Raw genomic sequence first — 23,008 nt, 5'->3', positions numbered from 1 at the left:
ATTTCATTTCTAGCGGGTTGCAACTGAATATAAACGTAAGCTTTTAAGGGAGTTTTGACACTTAGCCGTTTTTGTACGAAAAAGTGCCAAATTCTCCGTTATGTTAAAGCTTATTCAACGTCTTCGGCAGTTTCGATTTCTTGGTTCAAATCTTCTTCTGCAGTTTTTTCTTCAGCAGCAGCTGCCTGTTCAACTTCTTTAGCAGATTGTTGTTCGGCGAATTTCGTCAAAGCATCTACTGTAATTAAATCATCATCATCGTCGTCCATATCACGAAGTTCAATTTCTTCATCATCGATATCAAGAACGCGCATATTTAAACCTAATGATTGTAATTCTTTCACTAATACGCGGAAGGATTCTGGTACACCAGGTTTTGGAATTGGTTCACCTTTAACGATAGCTTCGTATGTTTTCACACGACCCACAACGTCATCTGATTTATAAGTCAAGATTTCTTGTAAGGTATACGCTGCACCGTAAGCTTCCAGTGCCCAAACTTCCATTTCCCCGAAACGTTGTCCACCAAACTGTGCTTTACCACCCAATGGTTGTTGGGTAACAAGTGAGTATGGTCCAATTGAACGGGCATGCAATTTATCGTCAACCATGTGGGCTAGTTTAATCATGTACATAACCCCAACGGAGATACGACCATCAAATGGTTCCCCAGTTCGGCCATCGTAAAGAACTGTTTTGGCATCACTGGCCATCCCTGCTTCTTTAACTGTTGCCCAAACATCTTCATCGTTAGCTCCATCAAATACTGGTGTCGCAACGTGAATACCTAATTGACGTGCAGCCATCCCTAAGTGTAATTCCAACACTTGTCCGATGTTCATCCGTGATGGCACCCCTAAAGGATTCAACATGATATCAACCGGTGTGCCGTCTGGAAGATATGGCATATCTTCTTCTGGCATAATCCGAGATACAACCCCTTTATTACCGTGACGACCGGCCATTTTATCCCCTTCATGGATTTTACGTTTTTGCACGATATAAACGCGCACTAACATGTTAACCCCTGGTGATAATTCATCGCCTGCTTCACGGGTAAAGATCTTCACGTCGTGGACAATACCGCCACCGCCGTGAGGAACACGTAGAGAAGTATCGCGAACTTCGCGGGCTTTTTCACCGAAGATTGCGTGTAAAAGACGTTCTTCAGCAGATAATTCAGTTACACCTTTTGGCGTTACTTTACCAACTAATAAGTCTCCGTCTTTAACCTCAGCACCAATGCGGATGATCCCCATTTCGTCCAAGTTCTTCAATGCGTCTTCCCCAACGTTTGGAATTTCGCGGGTAATTTCTTCAGGCCCTAATTTTGTATCACGAGCTTCTGATTCATATTCTTCAATATGAATAGAAGTATAAACATCATCTTTCACCAAACGACGGCTCATGATGATAGCATCTTCATAGTTGTAACCTTCCCAAGTCATGAAGGCAACCAAGACGTTTTGGCCTAAAGCCATTTCGCCGTTTTCCATTGAAGGTCCATCCGCTAAGATGTCGCCTTTTTCAACTTCTTCCCCTAGTTTTACTAATGGGCGTTGGTTGTAGCTTGTACCTGAGTTTGAACGACGGAATTTTGTAACAGAGTAAACATCTAACGCGCCATCTTCACGACGAACACGAATTTCAGATGCATCACAAAATTCAACAACACCTGGGTTTTTACATAATAAAGCAGCACCTGAGTCATGGGCTGATTTATATTCCATCCCAGTCCCAACCCATGGTGATTTAGGATTAATCAACGGTACAGCTTGACGCTGCATGTTGGCACCCATCAAGGCACGGTTGGAGTCATCGTTTTCTAAGAAAGGAATACACGCAGTCGCAACGGCAACTACTTGTTTTGGTGATACGTCCATGTAATCAACTTTGTCGATTGTTACTTCTAAGTTTTCAGAAGTCGCACGGGCCATAACCAATTCTTCTTTAAACGTACCATCTTCATTTAATGGGCTGTTTGCTTGGGCAACAACGTAATGGTCTTCAATATCGGCTGTTAAATAGTCGATTTGGTCGGTTACGCGACCTGTTGCACGATCAACCCGTCGGTATGGTGTTTCAATAAAACCATATTTATTTACTTTAGCGTAAGATGCCAAACTATTGATCAACCCGATATTTGGACCTTCAGGCGTTTCAATTGGACACATACGACCATAGTGAGAATAGTGAACGTCACGTACTTCATAGCCAGCACGATCTCGGGTCAAACCACCAGGCCCTAAGGCTGATAGACGACGTTTATGGGTCAACTCACCTAATGGGTTTGTTTGGTCCATGAACTGTGACAACTGAGAAGAACCAAAGAATTCTTTGATACTTGCTACCACTGGACGAATATTAATTAATTGTTGTGGTGTTAATGTTTCGGTATCTTGAATCGACATCCGTTCACGTACCACACGTTCCATCCGGGCTAAACCGATACGGAATTGGTTTTGTAACAATTCACCAACTGAACGAATACGACGGTTACCTAAGTGATCGATATCATCCACATTGCCGATACCTTCCATTAAGTTGAAGAAATAGCTCATAGAAGCAACGATATCAGCCGGACGAACTGTTTTAACAGTCGCATCAGGATAGCCATTACCAATCACATTTACTTCACGTTCTGGATCTTTTGGAGAAAAGACTTTAATCACTTGTACGGTCATTGGTTCTGTCACGACACCATCTTCTGAAGGATAGTAAGTTACAGCATTCAAGCCGTTTTCTAAGAACGGTGCTAATTTGTCCATTTCTTGGTGAGACAAAACAGTTCCTTTTTCAACGATGATTTCGCCTGTTTCAGGGTCAACCAATGTTTCCGCTAAGGTTAAGTTCAATAGACGTGTTTTAAGGTCTAATTTTTTATTTACTTTGTAACGACCAACGTTGGCAAGGTCATAACGTTTTGGATCAAAGAAGCGGGCATTCAAAAGGTTACGAGAACTGTCGGCTGTTTTTGGTTCGCCTGGACGTAGTCGTTCGTAAATATCTTTTAAGCCTTCTTCAGTACGAGAATCACTTGCATTTTTGTGTAAGTCTTTTTCAATTGTGTTGCGTAATGACAAGCTTTCGCCAAAAATTTCAAGAATAGTATCATCTGAGCCAAAACCTAAGGCACGGACTAAAACTGTTAATGGAATTTTGCGTGTGCGGTCAATCCGAACATAAGAAATGTCTTTAGCATCTGTTTCCATTTCCAACCATGCACCACGGTTAGGAATAACAGTTGAGCCAAAACCTTCTTTACCATTTTTATCTACTTTACCGTGGAAATAAACACCCGGTGAACGTACCAACTGAGATACGATAACCCGTTCAGCACCATTGATGATAAATGTTCCTTGTTCTGTCATTAATGGGAAATCACCAAAGAAAACTTCTTGTGATTTGATTTCGCCTGTTTCACGGTTTGTCAAACGTAATGTAACGTGTAGTGGCGCAGAGTAGTTTGCATCATGCGCACGAGCTTCTTCAACTGTGTATTTTGGTTCCTTCAAGTCGTAATCAACAAATTCCAGTGACAAATTACCGTTAAAGTCATCGATTGGTAAGATATCTTCAAACATCTCACGCAAACCTTCATCTAAAAACCATTGGTAAGAGTCGGTTTGAATTTCAATCAAATTCGGTAATTCCAATACTTCACTGATTCTAGCGTAACTTCTACGTTCGCGATGTTTCCCGTATTTTACTACGTGTCCAGCCAAGCTCTTCACCCCTTAAAAATTTCTTTCAAAAAGGCTATCCAACTTTCGTTACAAAAAGATTACAAATATTAAATCTTCGTAACAAAAAGCATTTTTTGCGGCTTTTGGGCATAAAAAAAACCAAAAGATAGAACGTTCAAACTGACCTTTCTACTTTTGTTTTCCTATGGCAAAGCCGAAACGGACAATAGATCGTTCCTGCTTCCTTCTTTTCATTAGATAGTTTTTGCTCTGTCGATTATACAGACGAAATATTGTTTTGTCAATGGCTGCAATGCAAATCAGGGCTTTTCCTTAATACTTTGTTAAGAAAAAAATAATTAGAAAAAGCGGATTTGTTTTTGGCCAAATATTTGCACACTTCTTGGCTCATTTCATTGGCTTATCCAAACAATTTTATTCATTTGCGTTTCAAAAAAGCTACATTTGCCCTTAAAAATGCAATCGTTTTAAACAAATCTCGCTTCTTGTTCAATTATTAACAATTTTTTCGTGACATTTTACAAAAAATATTGTTCAATAGGAGTACTTTTAAATTTGAATCTTTTATTTGGAGTGTTTTTTTATGGAACGTCTTAGCGGTCTTATCTTTTGGATTCCCGTCGCTCTCTTTTTGATAATCTCTGCTTTTTTTATTAAGTGGAATCGTCATAAAGTCATCTTGGCAACTTTATTGATAACGTTATTATTTTTCTTTCGACAAGTGTTAAACCACCGTCATTTTGAATCCCCTACATTATTGGTGATTCGCATCGGCTGTCTTTTTGTTTCTTTTTTGGCTTTAATCCTTTATCTTTTATATGACCATAAAAATCGATAGGAGGTTTTTTATTGACCACCAAAGCGCAAGTTCTCAAACTTTTAAAACAGAGTAACACTACCTTGTCTGGTGAAAAAATCGCCCAGAAATTAGCCATTTCTCGGACGGCTGTGTGGAAAGCAATTAAGGAATTAGAAAAGGGCGGCTATACTTTTGAACATTCAAAAACGGGGTATCGTTATTTGCCACAAGATCGCTTGGATGATCTAGCAATCGCGACTGGATTACCAGACCTAGCAGTGGCCACCAAAGACATTTCAGAATCAACGATGAAAGATGCCAAGCTCGCGCAAGTCAGCGGCGTCAAAGCCCCATTTTTAGTAGTAGCTGATATGCAGACAGCAGCTCATGGCCGCTTTAATCGCCCATTTTTCGCGCAAAAAGGTGAAGGCATCTATATGAGTTTATTACTCACTCCCAACCAATCTTTTGCAGAACTGCCACAATATACTATTTTAGCGGCGGTCGCAGTTTGTCAGGCAATCGAAAAATTAACGCCCTACAAGCCAGAAATCAAATGGGTGAACGACATTTATTTAGATGGACGCAAAATTTGCGGCATCCTATCCGAAGCCCAAAGCGACTTTGAATCTGGCATTATCTCCCATGTCATTATTGGAATGGGGTTAAATTTTGCCATTGCCCAAGAAGATTTCCCCGCCGATTTGCAAACAAAAGCCACTTCACTTTTTGCTGACGGCACTGCTCCATTTGAACGAAATCTGCTTATTCATGAGATTTGGCAACATTTCTTTGCACTACTGGCAGCTTTGCCGCAGCAAGATTTTTTAACCGAATACCGCAAACGTTCTTTTGTCTTAGGTCAAAATGTTAGCTTTAATCAAAACGGCCAAACCTACAGCGGCATTGCCCAAGATATTACCGATGAAGGACAGCTCGTTGTGAAAACACCGCAACAAACGTTTACCTTAAACTCTGGTGAAATTAGCTTAAGTGCCATTGGAAAAACGAAATGAATGTGTTCAGCTCAAAAGCAAGAAGATGAAATTTTTGGTATATCGCGCCCTCATCCCTTATGGAAAATCATTTCCTTTAGCTAATAGAAATAAACTGCCTTTTCCGCTTTTGCAGAAAAGGCAGTTTTTTATAGATAAATTAGCTGAGAAGTTGCCAAACTAGAGACAGTCCTAAACAAATCACATATGCGCTGTTAAAAAGCACCATATTTTTTAGTGCATAGACAAAGCTATGAGGTGCTGGTAATTCTTTTTTATGAGCTGCTAAGTTTTGCCGCACTTTTGGCAATGTCAAAAAGACAAGTAGTAAAGGCCAAGAGAATACTTGCAAGATTACGCCGGCTAAAATGGCCACATAACTGGCATACATCAGGTAAGAAAATAAGTGAATCCCGTGTTCACGACCAATATAATAGACTAATGTATAGCGGTGATTTTTAATATCTGTTTCTAAATCTCTCAAATTATTCGCCAACATAATATTGGCAATCGTACAAATTAGCGGTACTGCGGCTAAAACCAGCGCAGCTACTAACCAAAAATTACCAGTTAAGGAGAATTTTCCACTTGCAATATCAAGATTCAAATACATTATCTCAGGACTAGTGGTATTGATATAAACGACCATAGCCGTAATCCCTAAGCCCATCGTCACCCCGCTGAAAACTTCTCCCAGAGGCATACGCGATAAAGGAATGGGGCCATACGTATAAAACACACCGATAAAGCAACATACAAAACCTAAGACAAGCAATAACCATCCCGTCTGATACGCTAAAATAAAACCCAAAACAGCCGCAATAATCAGCATTGCGACAATCATTTGACGCACCAAGCGTGGCGAAACATTTTCTCTGCCGATAACATTTTCTTGATACTTATACGTTTTGGAATGGGCTTTTTCAAAGTCCATATAATTGTTAATGGCCGTTGTCGTCAAATCAAAAATTAACATGGCGACAAAAAACAACAACGTATACCCTAAATGAAATGAATGGTAAAAAGTAGCAGAAAACAAAGCTCCTACTAAAAAGGGAAAAACACTGGCAATTTTTGTTTTAATCTCAACAACTTCCAAAAAAACCTTTAAAGACATAAACCAAACTCCTTTTCTTTTAAAACATATCAAAATTCCCCATCACATTATGAAGAAAAGCTGCCAACAAGTTGGCAGCTTTTGCTTATTTCAACTCGCTGCGATTTCCCATAGTGTAACCCGAATCTTTACCAATTTTGAAATTGTCTTTAATCCCATTGGTAACATAAATTTTATCATCTTTCGTAACAAAAATCGCATCGCTGCCTTTTTCGTGCTCTTCCACAAATTCTAGACCCTCTTTAACTCCCATCGCAAAAACAGAAGTTGACAGGGCATCGCCGTCAATTGATTTATTGGTAATAATTGACACACCGGCAATATCGTTATCATAAGGATAGCCGGTTTTTGAATCAAAAATATGATGGTATTTTTTACCGTCGACTTCTAAAAATCGTTCATAAATTCCGGAAGTAACAATTGTCCGATTTTTTTCTTTGATACTACCCACAATCGAACCGCGATCTTTATTAGGGTCTTGAATCCCCACATTCCACGGATCACTCTCACCGCGATTACTGTGACCTAAGACGTAGACATTTCCGCCTAAATCGACAATGGCTGAAGTCACGCCTTTTTCTTTTAGGACTTTGACCACTTCATCGGTGATATAGCCCTTGGCAATTGCCCCTAGATCAATGATCATTCCTTTTTCTTCTAAATAAACGGTTTGATCTTTGTCATTGAATTTTACTTTATGGAAATCAATTTTCTTCAATGCCGCATCAATTTCACTTTGAGCCGGTTTTCTAGCATCATCAAAACCAATCCGCCACAATTGCGTAATCGCACCAATGGTCATATTAAATGCTTCATTGGTTTCTTCACTATATTTGTATGCTTCTTTTAATAGATAATACATATCACTGGTCACTTTGACTGGTTTCACACCGGCTTGTGCATTAATCGCATCAATTTCTGAGCCTTTTTGATTAATGGTAATTTTATCCGCTAATTCTTTGACCCGATCAAAGGCTGGTTTCAATGCATCTTCTTTGCCTTCATCGTAAACGCGAATTCTAACGTAAGTTCCCATCAAAAATTTTTCTTGGTAATAAGGTTCTTCTCTTAATTTTGCCGTCTTTTTTTCGCTGTCGCCTTTGCCACAAGCGGCTAAAAAGAAAATACCGATGAAGGCAACCAGCATGAGGTGCCAATATTTTTTCATGTTCTTTCCTCCTTAAAATCAACGTTTACATCATAGCTGTTTTTGGCTTGTTTGCAAAGTCACAAGTTTGTCAAAAAAGCGTTATCAGCCAAATTTAAACATAATTTGAAATAACATCAATATCAAAAAAAGCTCTTGTGCAAAATAACAATTCCACAGATAACTTGATACACCAATAATTTTAAAATTTACTTTTGTTTTTTTCACAAGTAATTCTTACGCATTAATAAAAAATGAAAGCTATCACTTATTTTTAACAAAACAAGATATTTAATACTATTTCATTATTTTTTAATCAGAAAAATGCAAAAAGATTTTTCATTTTGAGGCTCGTTTTTTGCAATAATAGCGTCTTTTCGTTAAACCAAAATCCTTTTCCTCGCTTCCCATACGATTCAACTACGGCAGAAAACGCCTAGTTGAAGTCGCAGCTATCTCCAATTAAGGAGATGATTTTTTTAGCAAAAATCCTTTTCCTCGTTTCCCATACGATTCAACTACGGCAGAGAACGCCTAGTTGAAGTCGCAAAAAACCCGACCGCATAGAAAAGTGCGGTCGGGTTTTCAGTAGACAAACAATTATTCAGTTACAATGTTGTCAATTTCGATTGGTGTAGTGTCGCCTTTTTCAGCGGCATTGATTAATTGTTCAGCATAGATGATGAATGTATGTGAGCTGTGAGTTGCACCAGTTACAACGTCCATATCAGCAGGTGAACCGTCTTCTTTGCCCATTGCAGCTAAGAAGTTTTTGTTCAAATCTTCGATATATTCTTTAGGACCAACGCCAGATTTGTCTTTCATGTTCTTTTCGTAGTCCGCATCATCTTTTTTAGATTTACCGTCTGCGTTTAAGTTATCGTAGTTAGATTCTGTAATTTTACCGTCTTTTACTACGATTGAGAAGTCAACGTGGTAGCCGTTTTTATCATTTTTTTCTTTCAATGAGTAAGTGCCGTCTTGAAGTGCTGCACCATTGTCAATTTCAATTGTATCTGTATTTCCAGCTTGTGCTGCTTGAATTAATTGTTGTGCATAGTTTTGGAATGATTCAAATGAGTGAGTCGCACCAGTTACAACGTCCATGTTTGATGGATCTTGTGCTGCAACGAATTCTTCGTTGAATTTAGGAATAAATTCTTCCGGTGAAATTCCAGCTTTGTCTTTCATTTGTTTGTTGTAATCAGCATCTTCTGTTTTTGATTTGCCGTCTTTGTTGACGTTATCATATTTAGAATCTGTAATTTTGCCGTCTTTAACAGTCATTTCAAATGTTGCACGGTAGCCATTTGAATAATTTTTTTCTTCTAATTTGTAAGTGCCGTCTTTCATTTCGCCACCAGCAATTACTTTAGCTTCTTCTTTTGAAGATGATGCTGTTGTTTGTTCTGTCGCAGAAGATGAGCTTGCTGCGCTGTCATCTTTATTGTCTGAGCTACATGCACCTAATAATAAGGCAGAAAAAGCTAAGACTGTAAAACCTGCTACTAATTTTTTCGATTTCATTTTGTATTTCCCCTCTTCATTTCACTTATTCTTGTCACACACCGAGTATGTGATACATATTACATTGTAATTAAAGTTGCTAAAAAGTCAAACGTTTCCACGCTTATTAACGATTTACAATGACTGTTATTGTATCTTTTTTTCGCCATTGTTCTTATCTATCATTCATTTTGAAATAAAATTCACATGGTTTTGGGTCTTCCACGGCTTTCTTCAATAACTGCCAAAGCTGTGTCAGATCGACTATTGTACATTTTGTATTTTTAGCTAAGTAAGGGATTAGCCACCAATTTTTCACAAAAAAACTTCCAGCCTGCGAGCGACTGGAAGTTGTAAAATTATTTAACTAAAATTATTCAGCGGCTTTTTTTGCTGCATCAATAATCGCTTGTAAGTAACCAGCAGTATCAGCAAAAGTTGCACCAGAAACGACGTCAGAAACTTTAGCATCTTCGCCTTGGCCTTTCAGATCCTTCACTGCCGTTTCTAATTCGGCTACTGTTTTACCTTTAGCAAAGGCATCAACAGCATGAATATTTTCTTCCCATGTTTGCGTTGCTTTTGCATGGTCTTTCATAAGAGCTGAATAAGCTTCATTGTTAGCATATTTCGAACCTAAAACCAAATTGTCTTTAATGCCTTCGCCAAATGCAGCATTAGAATTTGGTACGCCACCAAAATCGGCTGGATCAACATATTGGAATTCATCGACAAATGTTGCCGCTACTTTATCACCGTCTAAGGCAACTGTTACAGTTGCAAAGGATTGATCACCATGAGGAGCAGCTAAAATTATCGCTTCTTTTAAATCTGTATTGCTCGTTTTTTCACCAACAGAAACCATACCAGATTTAGCAGCATCGACGATAGATTGTAAGTAACCCTTTGTATCAGAGAATGTCGCACCTGATACTACGTCAGAAACTTTTGCGTCCTCTCCTTGTGCATCAAGATCTTTTACCGCTTTTTCCACTTCAGCGATTGTTTTACCTTTAACAAAGTTGGTGATTGCAGTCATGCTTTCATCCCATGTTTGGGTTGCGCCACCATGATCTTTCATCATAGCTGAGTAAGCTTTGCTGTTTTCTTCTTTGGCAACTAAAATATTGCCTTCCGGGAAGTTTTCGCCTAATTTTGCATCGGCATTTGGAACGCCAGTCCAATCATCGCCTTTTTCAACGTATTGGAATTCATCCATACGTGCGGAAAGAATTTTGTCGCCATCTAACGTTACATTGACAACGGCAAATGATTTGTCCCCATGGGGTGCTGTGTATAATTGACGCATAACGATAGTCCCAGCACCTGGCACTTCAGCGTTGGCTGTTTTACCGTCAGCGATTTTTACATCTGCATTGGCAGCTGTTGTTGAAGCAGTGGTTGATGAAGCTGTTGTTTGTTCTGTCTTAGATGATGAACTTGCGCTGTCATCTTTATTATCGGGACTGCAAGCGCCCAATACTAAGGCAGAAAAAGTTAAAACTGTAAACCCTACTACTAATTTTTTCGATTTCATTTTTGTGTTTCCCCTCTTCCGTTTGTTTTTTTATGAAGTACTTGTGATGCACATTACATTGTAATTAAAGCTACCTAAAAGTCAACCGTTTTCAATATTGAGAAAATTTCACAATAATGGTCTATCTTCACAAGCTTATTTTTTCAAAAAAAGCACGTTCTCATAATTTTTTTAGGATAGACAAACCGTCTTTCTGTCTGTATAATAGGGTGGATTGTGTAATAATTATCATACTATTTTTATATTTTAAGGAGCGATATTCAATGACAAAGAAAAACATTGTCGTTGTGGGTGCGGGTTACGCAGGTGTAGCCGCTACTAAATTCATGGCTAAGAAATTGAAGAAAGATGATGTGGAAATCACATTAATCGATCGTCATTCTTATCACACCATGATGACAGAACTACACGAAGTTGCCGGTGGCCGCGTGGAACCAACTGCGATTCAATATGACTTACAACGGTTATTTTCCCGTAAGAAAAATGTCAAATTGGTAACAGATACTGTAGTTGGAATCGACAAAGAACAAAAAGTTGTAAAAACACAAGCTGGTAGTTACGCGTTTGATCATTTAATAATTGGTATGGGTGGCGAACCAAACGATTTTGGTACCCCTGGTGTGAAAGAACACGGCTTCACATTGTGGTCGTTTGAAGATTCTGTTCGGATTCGCGAACACATCGAACACACAGTAGCCAAAGCTGCGATTGAACCAGATGCAACAAAACGTAAAGCAATGTTAACATTTGTTGTCTGTGGTTCTGGTTTTACCGGGATTGAAATGATCGGTGAATTAGTGGAATGGAAAGACCGCTTGGCAGAAGACTACAAATTAGATCCAAATGAATTTACTTTAAAAGTTGTTGAAGCAATGCCAACAATTTTGAACATGTTAAATCGTAATGATGCCAACAAAGCAGTTCGTTACTTGGAAAAGAAAAATGTTGAACTTGTTTTAAACGCCCCAATCGTTGAAGTTGATGCAGATCATATTCAATTAAAAGACGGCTCAACTATTCCCACCCACACATTAATCTGGACTGCTGGTGTTAAAGCAACTTCTGATGCAGCCGACTTTGGTTTAGAAGCTGCTCGCGGGAACCGTTTAGTTGCCAATGAATATATGGAAGCTAAAGGTTACGAAGATAAAAATATTTATATCATCGGAGATTTGGTTTATTACGAAGAACAACCAAATACACCAACACCACAAATCGTTCAAGCGGCTGAACAAACAGGACATTGTGCTGCAGCTAATGTCGTTTCAGCAATTAAAGGCGACGGTGAAAAACACAAATTTAAGAGTAACTACCAAGGTTTCATGGTTTCTGTTGGTTCAAAATGGGGTGTCGCAGAATTATTCGGCAAAATCCATTTAAGTGGTTTCTTAGCCATTATTATGAAACATGTCGTCAACTTGAAATATTTCTTTGATATTCGTTCTGGTTACTATATGTTCCAATACATGATGCATGAATTCTTCCATATTAAAGATGACCGCAACGTTACTCGTGGCCATTCTTCTCGTTATGGTAATGTTTTGTGGAGTGTTCCACTGCGTATCTTTTATGGTTTAGTTTGGTTTATTGAAGCCTTCAAAAAAATCGTCGGCAATGGCGAAGTATTAAAACCATCCACTTGGTTTGGTGAAGGTTCATGGTTTACTGGCAACTCTGTCTTCCCTTGGACTTGGGATTACGCCAAAGAAGCTGCAACAACAGCATCTTCTGGTGCAGCTGACGCTGTCGGTGGCGCTTCTGCTACTGCTGCCACAAGTGCTTCAAGTGTTGCCGATGCTGTCGGTGGTGCTTCTGGGGCTGCTGATGCTGCGACAAGTGGTGGCGCTGAAGCGGCAACACATGCGGCTCACTTTGGTTTAAGTTATGCTTACGGTGAAGAACCAATGGCTGTGTTAGATAAAGCACCTGACTGGTTTAGCAGTATTATGAAAGTTATGATGCCAAACATGGATGTTGCAATGTTCTTCCAAAAAATGATGGTCTTTGTTGAAATCGGTATTGCACTTTGTATCATGGCCGGTTTATTCACTTGGTTAATGAACGGAACAACAATTATCTTAGTCGCAATGTTTTGTATGTCTGGGATGTTCTACTGGGTTAACATTTGGTTTATTCCAGTTGCCTTTGCCTTAATGAACGGTTCTGGCCGTGCAGTCGGTTTAGACCGCTGGGTAATTCCTTGGATTCAGAAAAAACTAGGCGGCTGGTGGTACGGCAAGCCGAAATCACTTTACAATCAAAAATAAACTTGCTGTAAGGCACGTAAAAAAGACCCGGGCAGTTGTTGTCTGGGTCTTTTCTTAGTTCTCTGACAAGTTCCTATGTTAAAATAAAGATTGCTTAAAAGTTCGCGCTAAAATTCGGTTGCAATTTAACAAATCAGTTGTTTATTCCGGACTAAAATTCGCGAGTTTTTAACAGCAGCACTACCTTACAATAGAATAAAACGTCTATTTTTTGCAGCAACACAGTTTTAAAAGCAGTTAGAAAGGTGACCCCTTTGAAAATAAAAGAATTTATCAAAGCCAGCAAACTAAAACCCTGGGATTTTATTATCGTTGTCTTTTTAATTATTGCTTCGTTTATTCCAACGATTATTTTTGGTTTGCAACAAACAGACGCGCCGGTTACCACCAAAGTAGCTGTTTTACGTGTCGATGGCAAAGAAATCAAGTCCTTTAAACTCTTTAAAGGCCAAAACGAATCCTATCGTTACGAAGATGCCGATGGGGATTACAATTTAATTGAAGTAAAAGACGATCAAATCAGAATCAAAGAAGCCAATTGTGGCGACCAAGTCTGCGTAAGACGCGGTTGGGCCAAAGAAAATGGTGAGACCATTGTCTGTTTGCCTCATAAACTTGTCATTGAAGTACAAGGTAGTCAAGGAGGTGACAGCGACGATTTAATTTATTAATTAAACGTCCTATCAAATGAGTCGTACACAAAAAATGATTTATATTGCCCTTTTAGTGGCTCAAGGCGTGGTTATTGGTCTGGTTGAAAATATGATTCCTTATCCGTTTGCCTTTGCGCCTGGTGCTAAATTGGGCTTAGCTAATTTAATTACGATTATCTCCCTTTTCACAATGCCTAAAAAAGACAGCTTTACTTTAGTCTGGATGCGCTTGATTTTAACCACTCTGCTAGGCGGGACCCTTTCAACTTTTCTTTATAGTATGAGCGGTGCCATGTTAAGCTATTTTGCGATGGCTTTCTTACGCATTTTGGGTCCAAAACGCATTAGTATTATTGGCATTAGTGCTGCAGGCGGTTTTATGCATAATGTAGGACAACTCCTCACTGCTTCTTTTATTGCCCAATCATGGACCGTGATGTTATATCTGCCAATCTTATCATTTTTTGGTATTTTATCCGGAATTGCCATTGGGATTGCCGCGAACTTTTTGTTGCGTCGCGTCCAAACGTTGCAAAAATTCCAAATTGCCTATGAAAACCAAACCAAACAAAGTTGGCGTTAGTTACGCTTTCTTTGATACTTGTTACCACTGATTATTGAAAGGACCTGCATTTCTTGCCTTTTAAAACCTAAAGGAGAATTTTATGAAGTTACATCCACTTTGGCAGGAATATCCTGCCTTACAACCCGAATTGCGCCAAACATTGACGCTAATGGAAGATTCGATTAAATTGAAAAACAAACCTGTCGCCGATGCCATTTTAAGTATGATTCACTCAGGAGGCAAATTACTGCGCCCGGCCTATCAACTCCTTTTTTCTCAATTTGGCCCAGAACAAGACCGTAAAAAAGCTGTTTCTTTAGCTGCCTCGATTGAAATGCTCCACACCGCTACTTTAGTTCATGACGACATTGTCGATGAAGCGGATTTGCGCCGCGGTCTCCAAACGATTCGCTCAGAGTTTGGCAATGCCGTAGCCGTTTATGCCGGTGATTTTCTCTTTGTCTGCTGCTTTAAGTTAATGGCGGATTACGCAAGTTCAATGCGCAGCTTACAAATTAATTCTCGCAGTATGGAAAAAATCTTAAACGGTGAATTAGGTCAAATGGATACACGTTTTGATACAAACGTCACCATTAATGATTATTTAGAAAATATTTCGGGAAAAACTGCAGAATTGTTTTCCTTAAGTTGTTCTGTAGGGGCCTTAGAAAGTGGTACTGGCGAACGTTTTGCCAAACAATGTGGGGATATCGGTCAAAATATTGGTATGGCCTTTCAAATCATTGATGATATTTTAGACTATTCACAACCGGCAACCGCTATCGGCAAACCAGTCCTAGAAGATGTGCGCCAAGGAGTATACTCTCTGCCTTTATTGTTGGCTTTGCAAAAAGCTCCCCAACAAGTGTTGCCTCTTTTAGAAAAGCGTGGGGAAATAACAGATGAAGAAGTGGAAACCCTATATGGTTATGTCCACGAATTTGGTGGCGTAGAGGCTGCTAAAGCCTATGCCGAAGACTATACAGATAAAGCCCTAAAAGGCATTAAAAAGCTTCCAGACAACGATTTAAATACCAAAGCGATCCTTTTACGCTTGACTCAGACGATTTTAGAGCGGAAAAATTAACAAAAGATTATACTTATTTTGAAATAACCACAAAAAAGAACCCGACTCCCGTTAGTAGAAAAGCTGACATGGGACGGGTTCTTTTAAATTATAAGTCTTAATTTCATCCGTTAAAGCCTAAAACTTAATGAAATAGAACATATTTCTGCAAAAACATCTACCGCTATACTAGCAAGCTCTTAGCGCATCGTGACAAATTCTTCAGCACCAGTGGGGTGAATAGCAACGGTATTGTCAAAATCAGCTTTCGTTGCGCCCATTTTAATGGCGACAGCAAAACCTTGTAACATTTCATCGACTCCGATACCAATCGCGTGTAAGCCGACAATTCGTTCTTCTTCACCGACGCAAATCAGTTTCATTTCGCATTTTTGGCGGTAATCATTTAAAGCAAAATACATTGGTGTAAAGCGCGAGCGATAGACTTTTATTTTTTCATCTGGATATTTTTCATAGGTTTGTTCTTCTGTTAAGCCAATTGTCGCAATGGGTGGATGCGTGAAAATGACAGTTGGAATCAAATCATAATCTAAATGCAAATCTTTCTTGCCATTAAACAGGCGTTCTGATAAACGCCGGCCAGCCGCAATTGCAACTGGGGTCAACTCCACCTTGCCAATAATATCGCCGACTGCATAGATACCAGCTACAGAAGTATTTTGAAATTTGTCCACGACAATAAAGCCGCGCTCGTCTAATTTTACGCCAATTTTTTCTAATCCAAGTTTTTGACTATTGGGTAAGCGTCCCCCGGCAAACAAAACTTGTGCTGCTGTGTGAGTTGCACCATTTTCAAAAACAACAGTAAATGTGGCGTCTTCATTTTTAATAATCTCTTTGGCGACGTGCTCAGGGCACAACGTCACGCCGTTTTCTTGATACATTTCCACAATATTGTCGCTTAACATAGTATCAAACGTTCGCAAAGGCCGACCTTGCCGATAAGCCCATGTAGTTTTAATTCCCATTTGTTGGGCCATACCAGAAAGCTCAGCTGCAATATAACCTGCACCCAATACAATCATGCTGGCCGGTTTTTCAGTCATTGCAAAAAATCCGTCTGAATCAATGGCATACTCGCCCCCAGGGATATTCATTTGGCTGGGACGTCCGCCGGTTGCAATCAAAATGTGAGGGGCAGAAAATTCTTCATCACCTACCACAACTGTTTGAGCATCGACAAATTTGGCGTAGCCGGTTACTACATCCACTTTATTGCTATCCAAGCCTTTTTGATATGCACCATGTAAAAATGAAATGTATTTTTCTCTGCGATTTACCAGTTCAGTAAAATCAAACTTTTTCACATCTGCTGTAATACCATAACTCGGGGCATCCCGATGTATCATTTCCAACATTTCACTCGCTTGCCACATTACTTTTTTTGGCACACAACCGACATTAACACAAGTTCCGCCAAGTGCTTTTCCTTCAATCAGTAGCACTTTTTGACCATGCATCCCAGCGCGGTTTGCTGATGCAATCCCGCCACTGCCGCCGCCGATAACAATATAATCATAACTTTTCACACTATTCTCCCCTTCATCACTTCAGGATTACCATATTTTTCAATATCTGTATTGTACTTGAAAGAAAAATGATAAGCTAGTAGGCTGTTTATAGGCTAAACTTATTTTAAATTTGTCTTTATTGCATCTGCTGTTTACGTAATATTTATTAGACTATAAACGGAGGAAAACCATGCTAAAATTTACCCGAATTCATCACGTTGCCATTATCGTCTCCGATTTGGCTGCGGCCAAACATTTTTATGTCGATATTCTAGGCTTACCCATTATCCGTGAACATTACCGTCCGGAAAAAAAGGATACCAAACTCGATTTACAATTAGAAAATTGCGAGTTGGAAATCTTTGCCGTACCAAATCCTCCTGAGCGCCCCAGTTTTCCTGAAGCTGCTGGATTACGCCACTTAGCTTTTAAAACAGATGACATCACAGCCCAAGTCGCTTACTTAAAAGCAAATGGTGTCCGCTGTGAAGAAATCCGTCATGATACTTTCACCAATGAGAAAATGACATTTTTCTTTGATCCCAATGGTCTGCCCCTTGAATTACATGAATAAGGTCAGAAAAGCTGAGCAAACGTGGGTAACTCTCAAGTAATAAGATGGAATTTTAATAAATTGTTTTCCAAATTTCTTCAAATTTCAGCTTATTACCGTACAGAGTTCGTTTGGGAAGCTAGATCAAAGAAAAGCCAAATGAACTCGTTCAGCTCGCTAGCAATAAGCTAGTTCATGAAGCTGGATTTTAGAAATGCTTTATGCTCTTATTTCTTGGAGAAAACAAAGAGCCTCTTTACCTATAAAAAAAACGCCTGCCTATTGGTCGCAATCGCCAAACGTTCGTCAAAAATCGAACGCTTCACAATCTGCACATTTAGACAGGAGTTTTTTATTTACAGCAATTATTCTTTTTTCTTACGAATCATATCTCCAACAGCGACATCCTGTACGACAGGCATCGTTAAAATCATCATTGGATTTGGTGCCCGATCAATCATTTCATCTTCATCATTTTTCATCCATTCGACGGATTGTTCAAAATGTTTAAAGCCTGGTGAATAAAATTCAATTTCATCCCCAACTGAAAAATGATTCCGTTGGCGAATGGTGGCAATTTTTGTGGCCGGATCATATGCCATTACTTCTCCGACAAATTGGTATTGCGGAATCTTGCGACGGGGACCAAATAATTGTTCATTTTCACTTGGAGTATGGTAGTAAAAGCCCGTAGAAAGCTCCCGTTGAGCCACTTTCCACAATTCATCGATCCACTCTTGTTTGCACACATAATTTTCCGGATCAGCTATATAACTATCAACTGCTGCTTTATAAACATTGGAAACAGTTGAAACATAATGAATGGATTTCATCCGTCCTTCAATTTTTAAACTGTCAACGCCATTTTCAATTAAATCTGGAATATGTTCAATCATGGTCATGTCGACTGCACTCATGGAAAATTCTTCAGTTACTTGTCCTTTATCAGTCAAACTGCGGTGTTGTTCCGTTCCAAAGGGCATATCGTACAATTCATATTTCCAGCGGCAAGATTGGGAACACCCCCCGCGATTGGCATCCCGCATCGACATATGGTTTGATAATGTACAACGTCCCGAATACGAAATGCACATTGCCCCATGAATAAAGGCTTCAATTTCAATATCTGTATTTTTGCGAATTTCCGCTACTTCGGCCATTGAAACTTCTCGGGCTAAAACAACACGTTCCAAACCTTCATTTTTCCAAAATTCCAATGTTTCAAAATTCGTGGCAGATGCTTGGGTTGATAAATGAATCGGTAAACCTGGAGCTTCAGTAGCACAAATTTCAATTAAAGCTGGATCCGATACGATAACTGCACTAATCCCAACATCGCGTAATTCCCGGAAAAAATCCCCCGCCCCTTCTTCATTGCCTTCATGCGTTACCATATTCGCCGCCACATACACTTTGGCATTGTGGGCTTTGGCAAAGGCTACTCCTTCTTGCATATCTTCATACGTAAAATTACCCGCACGGCTACGTAAACCATAGGCATTTCCACCGATATAAACCGCATCAGCGCCATAGTGAATTGCCGTTTTTAATTTTTCCAATGTCCCTGCCGGAGCCAAAACCTCCGGGCGCTTCAAGACTTTTTGTGTCATGTTTTCCTGTCACTCCTACTTTAGATGTTAAAAGACCACATTGATACCTGCATTAAGCTTGCACTCTCTTAATACGTTTCTCTCATTCAAGAAATGGGCTTAAAGCCCGTTGTCAGGTCTTTTGTCACCTCAATTTCTTAGCTGTGAAAAAAGCTCGCTTAAAAGAATGCAATAAAGCTGAAGCTGATGAAGCGGTCTATGCTTATTTCAGTTCCCACTTATTGACATACTTTTTTGCTCTTTTTCACTTAATTTCATACTGCAACTAAGTTTAAGTTACAGTTACTTTTAACTTTAACGAATTTTATTCGGGTCTAAATAGTAAAATCCGGTATCTAATCCCCGCTTGTCTGGATGCAAAGCGCGAAGTTTTTCGTCTAGGGCTTTGGCTTGCGTTTCATCCCAAGTACCAGCTAAAATTGCGGCTTTTGCCGTTACAAATAATTGCGCTACAGCCACAAAGTTTTCTTCATCGGTAAATAAACCTTCTAATTTCCAAGTCCTAAAGCCAGTTTGGGCTAATTGCGCCAACTCATTCATCAAGTCCACATCATTATCGGCAAAAATATGGGTGCCATGACTGTCTTCATAAATCGAGTAATGGGTCTCGGGCTTTTTCGGCTCAGATAAGAATAAATTACGTTCTTTACTGGTACTTTCATCTTGTTTTGTATAATTATAATAGTTTTGTAAAAGCGGGCGCTTGGATTGGTGAATACAAGTGGCGCCATAGACCAAAACTTCCGTTGGTATTGTTAATTGTGGTGCTAATTCTTTCATTTCAGCAAAAGGAACTTCTCTGGCTAATACGGCCCCAACTGCGCCTTTTTTACCCCAAAAATTAATTTGCCGTGCACTGGTGACCAAAGTTTCGCCGTCATAAATAAAAGGAGTTGCTAGTTTTTCATCTTGCATCATGACATAAACGACCCCGGGATCTCCTACGACGATTTGATCAGTACCGATTTCTTTGACAAAGGCTAAGTATTCCGGCACAATTTTCATCTTTTCGGGATGCATAATGCCATTGACGGCAATCGCTGCTTTTTTCCCGGCAGCATGGGCTAAATTAACTAATTCCTGTTGTTCTGTACGTGAAAATGAATACGGTAGGCGTAACCCAAATGTTTCTTCCCCAAAATAAATGGTATCCACGCCAGCAGCCAACATTGCTTTGGCTTGATCAACTGAAGCTACCGTTGTGATTAGTTCAATCATCTTCTTCCCCCTTTAATAACTCAATTATCTTATCACAGGGTGTGTCATTTTAGAAGTAGCAATCAAAAATCCTACTATTTTTAAAAGTTTATTATTGAAGAAAAACTAAATACCAAGAAAAATGAACCAAACGCGTTTTACTCTTTTTTCTTAATGTCGTTAAACGTTCGTTTGTGGCACGAAACACCGACAACTTTTGTATAGCGGCCTTATTCCTTATGAAAAGCATATAATTCTCTTTACCCCCCAAAAAAAGCCACAACGCTACGAAATTTCGTAACATTGTGGCTTTTACAAATTCAGTCAAAAATTAAGCTTTTTGCAATTTGCGATTTTCTGCAGCTTCTTTCACTGTTAAGGTAATCTTGCCTTTTTTTGCACCAATTGTGACGTTATCCCCTAAATGAATTTGGCCAGATAACAAGGCTTCAGATAAACGGTCTTCCACTTCTTTTTGGAGCGCCCGCCGAATTGGACGTGCGCCATATTCCGGGTCAAAACCAGCTTTACCAATTACTTCATTAGCAGCTGGCGTAATCTTCAAGTGAATATCTTGTTCGTCTAAACGTTTCACAATGGATTTACTCATAATCTTCACGATTTGTTGAATCTCAGCTTCACCTAATGAACGGAAGACCACAGTTTCATCAATTCGGTTTAAAAATTCAGGACGGAACGCTTTTTTCAACTCTTCTAAAATGCGTTTTTGCATAGCCCCATGATCTTTCGTAAGATCGGTCACGTTAAAACCGACATTTTTTTCTTCACGAATTTGAGTGGCACCAATATTTGAGGTCATAATTAAGATCGTATTGCGAAAATCGACTTTTCGACCTTTAGAATCAGTCAAATGTCCATCATCTAAGACTTGTAATAAAATATTAAAGACATCTGGATGCGCTTTTTCTACTTCATCTAATAAGATTACCGAATAAGGTTTAGAACGGACTTTTTCTGTTAGTTGGCCCCCTTCATCATATCCTACATAACCTGGAGGTGAACCAATCAAACGGCTGGTACTATATTTTTCCATGAATTCTGACATATCGACGCGGATTAAGGCGTCTTCACTCCCAAACATCGCTTCAGCTAAGGTTTTGGCTAATTCCGTTTTACCGACACCTGTTGGCCCTAAGAACATAAACGAACCAATTGGACGGTTTGGATCTTTCAACCCGCTTCTAGCACGACGAATGGAGCGCGCCACAGCTTTCACCGCTTCATCTTGCCCGACAACACGTTGGTGAAGAATTTTTTCTAAATCCAATAAGCGTTCGCTTTCTTTTTTCTCCATTTGTTGCAACGGCACACCCGTCCATTGGGAAACGACAGAAGCTACATCTTCTGCGGTGACCCGATCGGCAAAGCCGGATGCTTCTTTTGTTTCCGCAAAGGCTAATTCTGCTAAACGTTGGCTTAATTTCTTCTCCTTTTGTCGTAGACGAGCAGCCGCTTCAAAGTTTTGGTTTTGAATCGCTTCTTCTTTTTCACTCATTAAATTGGCAATATCCTCTTGTAACCCAATGATTTCAGAAGGTTCATCAGCTTTATCCAAGCGGACTTTCGCCGCAGATTCATCCATTAAGTCAATCGCTTTATCTGGTAATTGCCGGGAGTTGATGTAACGCACGGACAATTGAACAGCCGCATGAAGCGCATCATCAGAAATTTCAACGCCATGATGTTCTTCATAGCGGGGACGCAGCCCTTTTAAGATTTCTTCAGCTTCTTCTGGTGTCGGTTCATCTACTTGAATACGAGCAAAACGACGTTCCAAAGCGGAGTCTTTTTCAATATATTTTTGATATTCGTCTAGTGTTGTCGCACCAATTGTTTGCAATTCACCGCGAGCTAAAGCCGGTTTTAAAATATTGGAAGCATCAATGGCGCCTTCTGCTCCCCCAGCCCCAATCAACGTGTGTAATTCATCAATAAATAAAATGATTTGCCCATCATGGTAAATTTCATCAATAATCTTTTTCATACGATCTTCAAATTCGCCCCGGTATTTTGTACCAGCAACAAGAGAACCCATATCGAGCATCATCAAACGTTTTTGCTGCATATCTTCCGGGACTTCGCCACGGATGATTTGTTGTGCGAGTCCTTCAGCAATAGCCGTTTTACCAACACCTGGTTCACCTACCAAAACCGGATTGTTTTTTGTCCGACGGGAAAGAATTTGAATCAGACGTTTTACTTCTTTACTACGCCCAACTACGGGATCTAAACGGCTTTCTCGCGCTAATTTGGTAAGATCGCGCGCCAACCCATCTAAAGTAGGAGTGCCTTGCTGTGTGCCTTTTGACCCTTGTGGTGCTTGGCGACGGCGTCCTCCCAGACCATTATTTGGTGCTTTACTTTCACTGACACCCATTTTCTTTTTCAAAATTTGGCGCATTCTGGCTAAACTCAAACCAAGATTGACCATAATGCGAGAAGCTAAAATTTCATCATCACGTAAAAGGCCTAACAATAAATGTTCTGTCCCAATATTAGGTGCCCCAAGGCGTTTGGCTTCGTCACCAGCATAAGCAAAAATTTGTTTTGCCCGAGGTGAATAAGGTAAATATGCCCCTGCCGGATAAGATTTCATCGTTCCATAGCCTGTTAAGTGTTCGATTTCTTCTCTGACATCATTTTCCGAAATATTCATTTCCCGTAAAACTTTCCCACCAATACCGTCTTGTTCAATAATCAAAGCCAATAATAAATGCTCTGAACCAACAGATTGAT

At 39.6% G+C, this 23,008-nt stretch carries 15 protein-coding genes (1 of these 15 cut by a window edge); 6 read left to right on the top strand and 9 right to left on the bottom strand.

The window, feature by feature from the left end; all coding sequences use genetic code 11:
• Positions 1 to 110 precede the first annotated feature (110 nt).
• A complete protein-coding gene (rpoB, locus tag RK01_RS10895; protein ID WP_016173332.1) occupies positions 111 to 3,725 on the bottom strand; it encodes a DNA-directed RNA polymerase subunit beta in 3,615 nt (1,204 codons plus the stop codon).
• Positions 3,726 to 4,556: 831 nt separating this feature from the next.
• Between rpoB and RK01_RS10885 the strand changes: the two genes are divergently transcribed.
• On the top strand, positions 4,557 to 5,522 hold the full coding sequence (locus RK01_RS10885; RefSeq protein ID WP_016173330.1) for a biotin--[acetyl-CoA-carboxylase] ligase: 966 nt from the start codon (positions 4,557 to 4,559) through the stop codon (positions 5,520 to 5,522).
• A gap of 139 nt (positions 5,523 to 5,661) precedes the next feature.
• On the opposite strand, the gene menA is transcribed toward RK01_RS10885, so the two are convergent.
• From menA to RK01_RS10865, 4 genes are all read right to left on the bottom strand, one after another.
• On the bottom strand, positions 5,662 to 6,618 hold the full coding sequence (gene menA / locus RK01_RS10880) for a 1,4-dihydroxy-2-naphthoate polyprenyltransferase (RefSeq protein WP_016173329.1): 957 nt from the start codon (positions 6,616 to 6,618) through the stop codon (positions 5,662 to 5,664).
• Between the two features lie 85 nt (positions 6,619 to 6,703).
• Entirely contained in the window at positions 6,704 to 7,786 is a 1,083-nt protein-coding gene (locus RK01_RS10875; RefSeq protein ID WP_016173328.1) for an FAD:protein FMN transferase, read from the bottom strand.
• 579 nt (positions 7,787 to 8,365) lie between these two features.
• Positions 8,366 to 9,292: an extracellular electron transfer flavoprotein PplA gene (pplA, locus tag RK01_RS10870; protein WP_016173327.1), complete on the bottom strand. Its 927-nt coding sequence runs from the start codon at positions 9,290 to 9,292 to the stop codon at positions 8,366 to 8,368.
• Positions 9,293 to 9,644: 352 nt separating this feature from the next.
• On the bottom strand, positions 9,645 to 10,808 hold the full coding sequence (locus RK01_RS10865; protein ID WP_016173326.1) for a hypothetical protein: 1,164 nt from the start codon (positions 10,806 to 10,808) through the stop codon (positions 9,645 to 9,647).
• A gap of 263 nt (positions 10,809 to 11,071) precedes the next feature.
• On the opposite strand from RK01_RS10865, the gene RK01_RS10860 reads away from it, so the two are divergent.
• From RK01_RS10860 to RK01_RS10845, 4 genes are all read left to right on the top strand, one after another.
• Entirely contained in the window at positions 11,072 to 13,075 is a 2,004-nt protein-coding gene (locus RK01_RS10860) for an NAD(P)/FAD-dependent oxidoreductase (RefSeq protein WP_016173325.1), read from the top strand.
• Positions 13,076 to 13,329: 254 nt separating this feature from the next.
• A complete protein-coding gene (locus tag RK01_RS10855) occupies positions 13,330 to 13,746 on the top strand; it encodes a NusG domain II-containing protein (RefSeq protein WP_034864728.1) in 417 nt (138 codons plus the stop codon).
• Between the two features lie 16 nt (positions 13,747 to 13,762).
• Positions 13,763 to 14,311 carry a Gx transporter family protein gene (locus RK01_RS10850; RefSeq protein ID WP_034864730.1) on the top strand — a complete coding sequence of 183 codons (549 nt, stop codon included), beginning with the start codon at positions 13,763 to 13,765 and terminating at the stop codon, positions 14,309 to 14,311.
• Positions 14,312 to 14,393: 82 nt separating this feature from the next.
• Positions 14,394 to 15,380, top strand: coding sequence for a polyprenyl synthetase family protein (locus tag RK01_RS10845; RefSeq protein WP_016173322.1), 987 nt, complete (start codon positions 14,394 to 14,396; stop codon positions 15,378 to 15,380).
• Between the two features lie 179 nt (positions 15,381 to 15,559).
• Here the strand turns inward: RK01_RS10845 and gor are convergent, their stop codons facing one another.
• Positions 15,560 to 16,909, bottom strand: a complete 1,350-nt coding sequence (gene gor, locus RK01_RS10840; protein ID WP_016173321.1) for a glutathione-disulfide reductase — start codon at positions 16,907 to 16,909, stop codon at positions 15,560 to 15,562.
• Between the two features lie 172 nt (positions 16,910 to 17,081).
• On the opposite strand from gor, the gene gloA2 reads away from it, so the two are divergent.
• Positions 17,082 to 17,465, top strand: a complete 384-nt coding sequence (gene gloA2, locus RK01_RS10835) for an SMU1112c/YaeR family gloxylase I-like metalloprotein (RefSeq protein ID WP_016173320.1) — start codon at positions 17,082 to 17,084, stop codon at positions 17,463 to 17,465.
• A gap of 344 nt (positions 17,466 to 17,809) precedes the next feature.
• Here gloA2 and RK01_RS10830 read toward each other — a convergent pair whose 3' ends face one another.
• The 3 genes from RK01_RS10830 to RK01_RS10820 form a co-directional block, all read right to left on the bottom strand.
• Entirely contained in the window at positions 17,810 to 19,054 is a 1,245-nt protein-coding gene (locus tag RK01_RS10830) for a peptidase U32 family protein (protein ID WP_016173319.1), read from the bottom strand.
• Positions 19,055 to 19,348: 294 nt separating this feature from the next.
• On the bottom strand, positions 19,349 to 20,272 hold the full coding sequence (locus RK01_RS10825) for a peptidase U32 family protein (RefSeq protein WP_016173318.1): 924 nt from the start codon (positions 20,270 to 20,272) through the stop codon (positions 19,349 to 19,351).
• A 310-nt stretch (positions 20,273 to 20,582) separates the two neighbouring features.
• Positions 20,583 to 23,008 carry the 3' portion of an ATP-dependent Clp protease ATP-binding subunit gene (locus RK01_RS10820; RefSeq protein ID WP_016173317.1) on the bottom strand. Its footprint extends 73 nt past the window's final position, so the window shows 2,426 of its 2,499 coding nt (coding positions 74-2,499); its start codon lies beyond the right edge, outside the window — the gene reads right to left on this strand; the stop codon is at positions 20,583 to 20,585.

Origin of the sequence: Enterococcus dispar ATCC 51266, assembly GCF_000406945.1 — a bacterium.
In the GTDB taxonomy this organism is placed as follows: Bacteria; Bacillota; Bacilli; order Lactobacillales; family Enterococcaceae; genus Enterococcus_C; species Enterococcus_C dispar.
This window is presented reverse-complemented; position numbering and strand designations above follow the sequence as displayed.

Bases quoted from the DNA above. Each gene is read 5' to 3' on its own strand.
- menA (WP_016173329.1), bottom strand. From the start codon at position 6,618: ATGTCTTTAAAGGTTTTTTTGGAAGTTGTTGAGATTAAAACAAAAATT.
- RK01_RS10875 (WP_016173328.1), bottom strand. From the start codon at position 7,786: ATGAAAAAATATTGGCACCTCATGCTGGTTGCCTTCATCGGTATTTTC.
- pplA (WP_016173327.1), bottom strand. From the start codon at position 9,292: ATGAAATCGAAAAAATTAGTAGCAGGTTTTACAGTCTTAGCTTTTTCT.
- RK01_RS10865 (WP_016173326.1), bottom strand. From the start codon at position 10,808: ATGAAATCGAAAAAATTAGTAGTAGGGTTTACAGTTTTAACTTTTTCT.
- RK01_RS10860 (WP_016173325.1), top strand. From the start codon at position 11,072: ATGACAAAGAAAAACATTGTCGTTGTGGGTGCGGGTTACGCAGGTGTA.
- RK01_RS10850 (WP_034864730.1), top strand. From the start codon at position 13,763: ATGAGTCGTACACAAAAAATGATTTATATTGCCCTTTTAGTGGCTCAA.
- RK01_RS10845 (WP_016173322.1), top strand. From the start codon at position 14,394: ATGAAGTTACATCCACTTTGGCAGGAATATCCTGCCTTACAACCCGAA.
- gloA2 (WP_016173320.1), top strand. From the start codon at position 17,082: ATGCTAAAATTTACCCGAATTCATCACGTTGCCATTATCGTCTCCGAT.
- RK01_RS10830 (WP_016173319.1), bottom strand. From the start codon at position 19,054: ATGACACAAAAAGTCTTGAAGCGCCCGGAGGTTTTGGCTCCGGCAGGG.
- RK01_RS10825 (WP_016173318.1), bottom strand. From the start codon at position 20,272: ATGATTGAACTAATCACAACGGTAGCTTCAGTTGATCAAGCCAAAGCA.